The following is a 6,813-nucleotide window of genomic DNA, read 5'->3' on the forward strand; positions in this document are numbered from 1 at the left end:
TTTTGGCGAGACATGGGGGCGCGGTTTTTGGGTTCTTTTTATGGTTTCAGGCGGATTGGGTTCGAGGAGAAGCAGGCCTCGATGAGGTCGGCGAGTTTGGCTTCGGCAAGGCCGATGCAGGTGTCGGCAGCGCCGTAGTAGATTTTTACGGTGTCGTCGGGTTCGACGATGGCGTTGCAGGTGAAGGTGACGTTGCCGACGCGGCCGGTGAGTTCGTAGTCGTGTTCGGGCCAGAGAACGGCGTCCTCGCCGCGAGCAATGACTTTGGCGGGATTTTGCAAATCGAGCAGGCAAACGCCGAGGCGGTAGATGAGGCCGGCGCCGGTGTTCGTTACGCCGTGGTAGATTTCGAGCCAGCCTTTGTCGGTGCGAATGGGGACGCAACCAGCGCCAACTTTGAGGCTGTCCCAAAGGCCGGGGCGCGCACTCATGACAGGTTCGGCGCGACCCCAGTAGATGAGGTCCGGGGAGTAGCTGAGCCACATGCCGCAGGTGTCGTTGGGGTCGCCGAAGGGGCGGTCGAGGCGGGCGTAGAGGCCGTTGATCTTTTCCGGGAAGAGCGCGCCGTTGCGGTTGCCCTGTTCGCTGACGATGCCAATTCGCTCGAAGGTTTTGAAATCGCGCGTGCGGACGATGCCGAGGCGGCAGCCGTCGGTCTCGCTGCTGCTGGCATACATCAAAATGTAACTGCCGGGATTGCCTGGCTCGGGCGTGATGCGTGGGTCGTAAATGCAATCTTCCGCGTGCGTGTGATCGGCGGCAGGCCAGTCGAGTGGTTGGGGGTCAAGGGTCCACTTGACGCCGTCGCGGCTGCGGGCGAGCCAGAACACAACGGGCTGCGCGAGTGTGGCGGCATCGACAATCATGAGGTATTCGTCGACCCCATCGGCGTTGCGGACTTTGATGGCGCCGGGATTGAAGGCATACATGACGCGGTTGCCGGGAAAATCGGCAGGCGTGATGAGCGGATTCAGCGGGTGTTTTTGAAAAATGCGTTTTGAGGCGGCAGAGCGACAGTCAACGGGAACATGACCGTTGCGTGAGGCGGTTGCGGGCGCGGTACCAGCGGCGCGGGTTGGCGAGGAAGGAGGAGGTGTGGCGGTCATCGGGAAAGAAGGTGAGGCGGCCTGGAGTAGCAGGATCGGCGATGATCCAATTCGGGGCTTTACGGCGAGGCAACCAGAACGCTACGTAACAGTTAACATGCGTGTGAACATCAAGACACTGGCGAGCGAGTCGGGGGTGAGTGTGGCGACGGTTTCCAGAGCGTTGCGCGGATTGGGAGGGATGAGCGAGGAGACGCGCCAGCATGTGAAAACGGTGGCCGCCCGGCTCGGCTACGTGCGTGATCCTTTGCTGGCCAGCGCACTCACCTTCGCGCGCAAACCGGACAAACCGGTTTACCGGGAAACGCTCGCGTTTCTGGCTGTGCGTCCGCCACGCGATGCGGAGCCCCGGCCATGGATGGCGGGGTTTTGGCGGGGGGTCATGGAGCGGGCGGCTGAACTGGGTTATCAGGTCGAACGTTTCCAGTTGCCCAAGGACTTGCGGGCGCAGCGAACTGTGGCGCGGCAGTTGCTGGCCCGCGGGATTCGCGGCGTGGTGTTTGGCCCGCGGGTATGGACGGATTCGCGTCAACTGGCCGACGAATGGACGCGTTTTGCCGCGATTGAAATTGAACACACGCTGGAGACTTCGTCCTTCCCGCGCATTGACCGGCTGCTGGCCGACGACATGGAGCGACTGCTGGACGAACTCTACGCGCGCGGTTATCGCCGCATCGGGCTGGCCATGCAGGGCGCGGACGAGGACCGGCGGCATTGGGCGGTGTTCGCGGCGTGTTTGCTGTTTGAGCGGCAGCACCGGGATGCGGTGCGGGTGACGAGTTTGTTCGAGGACACCGAAGATTATTCGCCCGCGAGTGTGGACCGATGGGCGAAAAAGAGGCGGCCCGAAGTCATCATTGGCAATGGCCCCGAGCCGCTCGACTGGCTGCAAGCCGCAGGTTGGAGGGTGCCGTTGGACATCGGCGTGTGCCGGATTGACTGCGTGGAGGGTCGGCCCGAAAGCGGGTTGAAAATCAACTACGAGGACATGGGCCGCATGGCGGTGAGCCAGTTGGCTTCAGCCTTGGAACGGCACGATTCGCATTATGAGTCGCCGCAGCCCGTGGTCTGCATTCGGAGTGAGTGGCACGAGGGAACGACGTTGCGGCAGTAAGAGCTGCGTTTGGCAGATCAGCGCCTAAGTTTCCAAATTGCCGAGGCGGGCGGCGAGGGCGCGGGCTTGTTCGCGGATTTCGGGGACGGCAGTGCTTTCCCATAGGACGCCTTTGAGCGGAGCGCCGAGGGTGTAGAGCCAGCCGGTGGGACCAGATCGGTATCGGTAGAGTTCGCCGGTGGGCAAGGCGTTGAGGCCGAGAGCGAGCGGGTCGTGGTCGATGAGGCCGCGGGCGAGAAGGTTGATGAGCAGGGGGTGCTGGTATTTGGAATAATCGGTGCGGGGTCCGGTGCAGTTGATGACTTTCGCCACCTTGAGGCTGACGGTGTGGCCGGTGTCGCGGCGGCGAAATTCGACGCTGGCTCCGGTATCCGTTTCTTCAAGACACTCGATGCGTCCGGCCCAGAAACGAACGCGTCCAATGGCGGCGAGGCGGTCGATCTCGGCGGCTGCTGCCGGCGCGATGCGGTGGCGGTGCGCCTCCCAAAAGGGGCGGACGTGGCGGAGGAAGCGTCCACGCTCTTCCCAGTTCCAGGATTGCCAGAGGGCCTGGGTGTGCGGGCGGAGGGCGTCGATCACGCCGCGCCAGTCGCCGCCGGCAGCAGTGACGCGGGCGACTTCGGCACGGATGTGGCGGACGGCGGCACGGACGGTGGAGAAAGCAGCCGCGCCGCTGTCGAAGGTCGGAAGGTTGAGTGTCGAACGTTGAGTCTGCGTTTCGCGCTCCGGGGGGGGGGGGGGGACGGTGGGCGAGGGGGCGGAGGCCACGGCGGGAGAGGGCGTGGATGACGCCGCGGTGTCCGAGTTCGGCGAGTTGAAGGATGATGTCATCGGCGGTGAGTCCCGCGCCGACAAGGAGAACGTCGTCGTCGCGGTCGATGCCTTCGAGCACGCCTTCGGTCCAGGGGATGTGAACGTAGCGGCGGCCGTGGAGAAATTTTTGCGAGCGGCGCACGGGGTATTCGCCGGGGAGGTTGCCGATGGCGAGGACAACGCGGTCGGCGTCGATGGTGCGTCCGTCTTCAAGATAAACGCGGGCGCGGGGCGGACGGGGATCGGCAACGGCAGGACTGGCAGGGGGGGGGGGGGAGGGGCTGGCGGAGAGTTCTTCGACGTCGATCGCTTCGCCGGCGATGTTTTGGAGGATGCCGTGGTCTTTGAATCGCTGGCGGGCTTCGGCAAAGAGCCAGCCGACATAATCGCCGTAGAGGCGGCGGGGGAGAAAGTCGTCGGGGCTGACGTGTTCGGGATAGCCGACGCGGCCGGCGCGTTCGCGGGCCCAGTTGATGAAATGATCGGGAGCGTCGGGGAAGGCGCTCATGCGGGCGGCGGGGACGTTGAGGCGGTGACAACAATAGTTGGAGCCGTAGGCCACGCCGCGACCCACGGGAGGGTGTCGCTCGATCAGCGTGATGCGTGTGCCGGCCGGAGCCTGGCGCATGAGCTGCACTGCGACGAGCGTCCCGGAAAGGCCGCCGCCGATGATGGCGATGCGTGGTGCGGACATGGGTGAAATGAGTTTAGTGTTTTAGTTTCCGCCCGTCGCGGTGTTCGACCCAGGTTTTGAGGATGAGCGTGGCGAGGGCGAGGGTGGTGAGGATGGAGGCAACGGCAAAGGCTCCGGTTTGCACGCGGTCGTCGAAAAGGAGTTGGATTTGCAGGGTCATGGTGTTGGTTTCGCCGCGCACGGCTCCGGAAACGACGGCGACGGAGCCAAATTCTCCCAGGCTGCGCGCGAGGGCAAGCGATACGCCGTAAATGAGCGCCCATTTTATGTTGGGCAGTGTGACGCGAAAAAAAGTTTGCCAGCCACTGGCGCCAAGGATGATCGCGGCCTGCTCCTCCTGCGTGCCCTGACTTTGCATGAGGGGCAGGATTTCCCGAAAGACAAAGGGACAGGTGACGATGGTGGTGACGATGAGGATGGCGGGAATGGAAAACACGAGGCGGATGCCGTGCTCCATGAGCCAAGGGCCGAAAAGGCCTTGCATGCCGAAAACGAAGAGGTAGGCGACGCCGATGACGATGGGAGAGATGGAGAGGGGGAGTTCAATGAGGCTGATGAGGAGGCGGCGTCCGGGGAACTCAAACTTGGCCACGGCCCAGGCCGCCGTGATGCCAAAGGCGGTGTTGACAGGCACGGCGACAAGGGCGGCAAGGAGGGTGAGGAGGATTGAGTGGCGGGTGGCGGCATCGAGGAGGCAACCGACGTAGGCGGCCCAGCCGTCGCGTAGTGCGTAATAGAATACGGCAAAGAGCGGCAGAAGGATAAGGAGCGTGGCGGACCCGGCGCCGGTGAGGACAAGGGCGAGGCGGCGGGGATGAGTCCAAATGGAAGCGCGGGAAGACATTTTTTGAAAAAAGCTAAAAGCTGAAAACTAAAAGGGGAGGATGTGGTGTTTGGTGGTTGTGGATCGGTTGGGCAGAGAATTTCAGCTTTTCAGTTTTCAGTTCTTTTCAAGAGGCGGTGCTGGAGGGTGTTCATGCCGATGAGGAGGAGCAGGGCGGAGGCGAGGACGATGGTGGCAAGAGCGGCGGCGGCTTCGTATTCGTGTTCGGATACACGGGTGTAGATGAGCAGCGAGGTGATCTCGGTGCGGAAGGGGAGGTTGCCGGCAATAAAAACCACCGCGCCAAACTCTCCGAGGCTGCGAACGAGGGCCAGCGTGCCTCCGGCAAGCGTGGCGGGCAGTATCGCCGGAAAAATGACACGCCAAAAGGTCGTGAGAGGGCCGGCACCAAGAACCGTGGCGGCTTCTTCGAGTTGCGGATCGAGGTCGGCGAGGACGGGTTGCACGGTGCGCGTGACAAAGGGGAAACTGGTGAAGGCCATCGCAAGGACCATGCCGGGGAGGGCGTAGGCGAGCTTGATGTCGAGGGGGGCGAAAAACTGGCCGATGAGTCCGTTGGGGGCAAGGAGGGTGGCGAGGCTGAGTCCGGCGACAGCCGTGGGCAGGGCAAAGGGAAGGTCGATGGCGGCGTCGAGGAGGCGGCGTCCGGGAAAGTCGTAGCGGACGAGTATCCAGGCGATCAATACGCCGAGGGTGACATTGATGACGGTGGCAAGGAGCGCGGAGGTGAGGGTGATGCGATAGGTGGCGAGGGCGCGGGCGTCGGTGATGTGCGTCCAGTAGTCGGTCCAGGAGAGGCTGGCGGCTTTGAGGAAGAGGGCGCCAAGGGGGAGCAGGATGGCGAGGGAAACGAAGAGGAGCGTGCTTCCCAGGGTGAGGCCAAAGCCGGGAATGATGTGCCGGGGACGGTGCGCGGGAGGATTGTTGATTTCGGATTGTTGATCGTGGTTTGTCACGGAGAGGGGGGGGGGGGGGGGAGGCGGCGCGTAGCGCAGACATCTTGCCTGCATTGAGAGGGTGGGGCGGGCGTCACACCCGCTTCGGAACAGAATGCGGGCGGGACGCCCGCGCCACTTCCATCCACGTTATTTTTTCCCGGTGGCGATTTCCTTGAGAAGAGTGTCCACGAGGGCGTTGTTAGCGAAGAAGTCGGCGGTGGCCTTGGGCCAGCCGCCGAAGACGGCGTCAACTTCAAGGGCCTTGACAGGTTGAAGCTGGGCGACGTGGCGGGCGGCCACGGTTTCGTCACGCGGGCGGTAGAAGTTGCGCGCAATGACTTCCTGCGCCTGCGGAGTGTAGAGAAATTCGAGATACCCTTGGGCGAGGGCGGTGGTGCCGCGTTTGCCGGCGACTTTGTCCACGATGGCGACGGGGAATTCGGAGAGGACGCTCACGCTGGGCGTGATGGCTTCAAATTTGGCGGCGTCCTTGGCGGAGAGGGCGAGGGTTTCGGATTCAAAGTTGACGAGGACGTCGCCGATCTCGCGTTCGGTGAAGGTGGTGGTGGCGGAGCGTCCCCCGGATTCGAATACAACGACGTTGGCGAGGACGGCCTTGAGGAAGGCGCGGGCCTTGGCGTGGTCGTTGCCGTTGGCATGGAGTCCGTAGGCGTAGTAGGCGAGGACGGCATAGCGGCCATTGCCACCGAGCTTGGGGTTGACTTGCACAATGCTCACGCCGGGACGGGCGAGGTCGTTCCAGTCGCGGATGCGTTGCGGGTTGCCTTTGCGAACGAGGATGGAGTGGACGGAGTAGAAGGGCGAGGCGTTGTGGGGGAAACGAGAGGCCCAGTCTTTGGAGACGTAGTTTTGGTCGGCGAGGAGCTGGACGTCGGTGAAGGTGTTGAAGGTGACGACGTCGGCTTGCAGGCCTTCGAGGATGGCGCGGGCTTGTTTGGAGGAGCCGGCGTGGGATTGTTTCACGGTGACGTCCTGGCCGGTTTTTTGCTTCCAGTAGGGAACGAATTGCTTGTTCACGTCGGCGAAGAGTTCGCGTGAGATGTCGTAGGAGGTGTTGAGGATGTCCTGTTGCTGGGCGTGCGTAGTGGCGGGCACGGCGGCAAGGACGGCGAGGATTGCCGCGGGAATGAGCGCGGTAAGGGCGCGGTGGATACGTGGTAGTGTGTGGTGCATGACTGAATCGTGTGTGTGTAGTTGTGTGGCAGTGCGGTTGTGTGTGTGTGGCAGACGATAGACTCATGAGGCGGCTGGGCCTCATGGGTGCTATGAAAGTGTGGACGGGG

At 63.1% G+C, this 6,813-nt stretch carries 6 protein-coding genes and 1 pseudogene; 1 reads left to right on the forward strand and 6 read right to left on the reverse strand.

Annotated elements, in window-relative coordinates; translation table 11 throughout:
• Positions 1–38: 38 nt before the first annotated feature.
• The gene (locus OBACDRAFT_RS21045) at positions 39–1,106 is read right to left on the reverse strand and encodes a glycoside hydrolase family 130 protein (RefSeq protein WP_043588882.1); all 1,068 of its coding nucleotides are present in this window, start codon (positions 1,104–1,106) and stop codon (positions 39–41) included.
• 97 nt (positions 1,107–1,203) lie between these two features.
• Between OBACDRAFT_RS21045 and OBACDRAFT_RS21050 the strand changes: the two genes are divergently transcribed.
• Positions 1,204–2,220, forward strand: a complete 1,017-nt coding sequence (locus tag OBACDRAFT_RS21050; protein WP_043588883.1) for a LacI family DNA-binding transcriptional regulator — start codon at positions 1,204–1,206, stop codon at positions 2,218–2,220.
• Between the two features lie 24 nt (positions 2,221–2,244).
• Here OBACDRAFT_RS21050 and OBACDRAFT_RS30225 read toward each other — a convergent pair whose 3' ends face one another.
• The 5 genes and pseudogenes from OBACDRAFT_RS30225 to OBACDRAFT_RS21070 all read right to left on the reverse strand — a co-directional run bounded on the left by OBACDRAFT_RS30225 (position 2,245) and on the right by OBACDRAFT_RS21070 (position 6,703).
• Entirely contained in the window at positions 2,245–2,988 is a 744-nt protein-coding gene (locus tag OBACDRAFT_RS30225; protein ID WP_232767510.1) for an FAD/NAD(P)-binding protein, read from the reverse strand.
• 394 nt (positions 2,989–3,382) lie between these two features.
• Positions 3,383–3,727: pseudogene (locus OBACDRAFT_RS30230) on the reverse strand (FAD-dependent oxidoreductase); the annotation flags it as partial.
• Between the two features lie 13 nt (positions 3,728–3,740).
• On the reverse strand, positions 3,741–4,571 hold the full coding sequence (gene cysW / locus OBACDRAFT_RS21060; RefSeq protein WP_043588884.1) for a sulfate ABC transporter permease subunit CysW: 831 nt from the start codon (positions 4,569–4,571) through the stop codon (positions 3,741–3,743).
• A gap of 89 nt (positions 4,572–4,660) precedes the next feature.
• A complete protein-coding gene (cysT, locus tag OBACDRAFT_RS21065; RefSeq protein ID WP_081722245.1) occupies positions 4,661–5,581 on the reverse strand; it encodes a sulfate ABC transporter permease subunit CysT in 921 nt (306 codons plus the stop codon).
• A gap of 75 nt (positions 5,582–5,656) precedes the next feature.
• Positions 5,657–6,703, reverse strand: coding sequence for a sulfate ABC transporter substrate-binding protein (locus OBACDRAFT_RS21070; RefSeq protein ID WP_043588885.1), 1,047 nt, complete (start codon positions 6,701–6,703; stop codon positions 5,657–5,659).
• Positions 6,704–6,813 lie beyond the last annotated feature (110 nt).

Source organism: Geminisphaera colitermitum TAV2, from assembly GCF_000171235.2.
Taxonomy (GTDB): domain Bacteria; phylum Verrucomicrobiota; class Verrucomicrobiia; order Opitutales; family Opitutaceae; genus Geminisphaera; species Geminisphaera colitermitum.

Excerpts from the sequence above, each read along its gene's own strand:
- OBACDRAFT_RS21045 (WP_043588882.1), bottom strand. The coding sequence starts at position 1,106 with ATGACCGCCACACCTCCTCCTTCCTCGCCAACCCGCGCCGCTGGTACC.
- OBACDRAFT_RS21050 (WP_043588883.1), top strand. The coding sequence starts at position 1,204 with ATGCGTGTGAACATCAAGACACTGGCGAGCGAGTCGGGGGTGAGTGTG.
- cysW (WP_043588884.1), bottom strand. The coding sequence starts at position 4,571 with ATGTCTTCCCGCGCTTCCATTTGGACTCATCCCCGCCGCCTCGCCCTT.
- cysT (WP_081722245.1), bottom strand. The coding sequence starts at position 5,581 with ATGCAGGCAAGATGTCTGCGCTACGCGCCGCCTCCCCCCCCCCCCCCC.
- OBACDRAFT_RS21070 (WP_043588885.1), bottom strand. The coding sequence starts at position 6,703 with ATGCACCACACACTACCACGTATCCACCGCGCCCTTACCGCGCTCATT.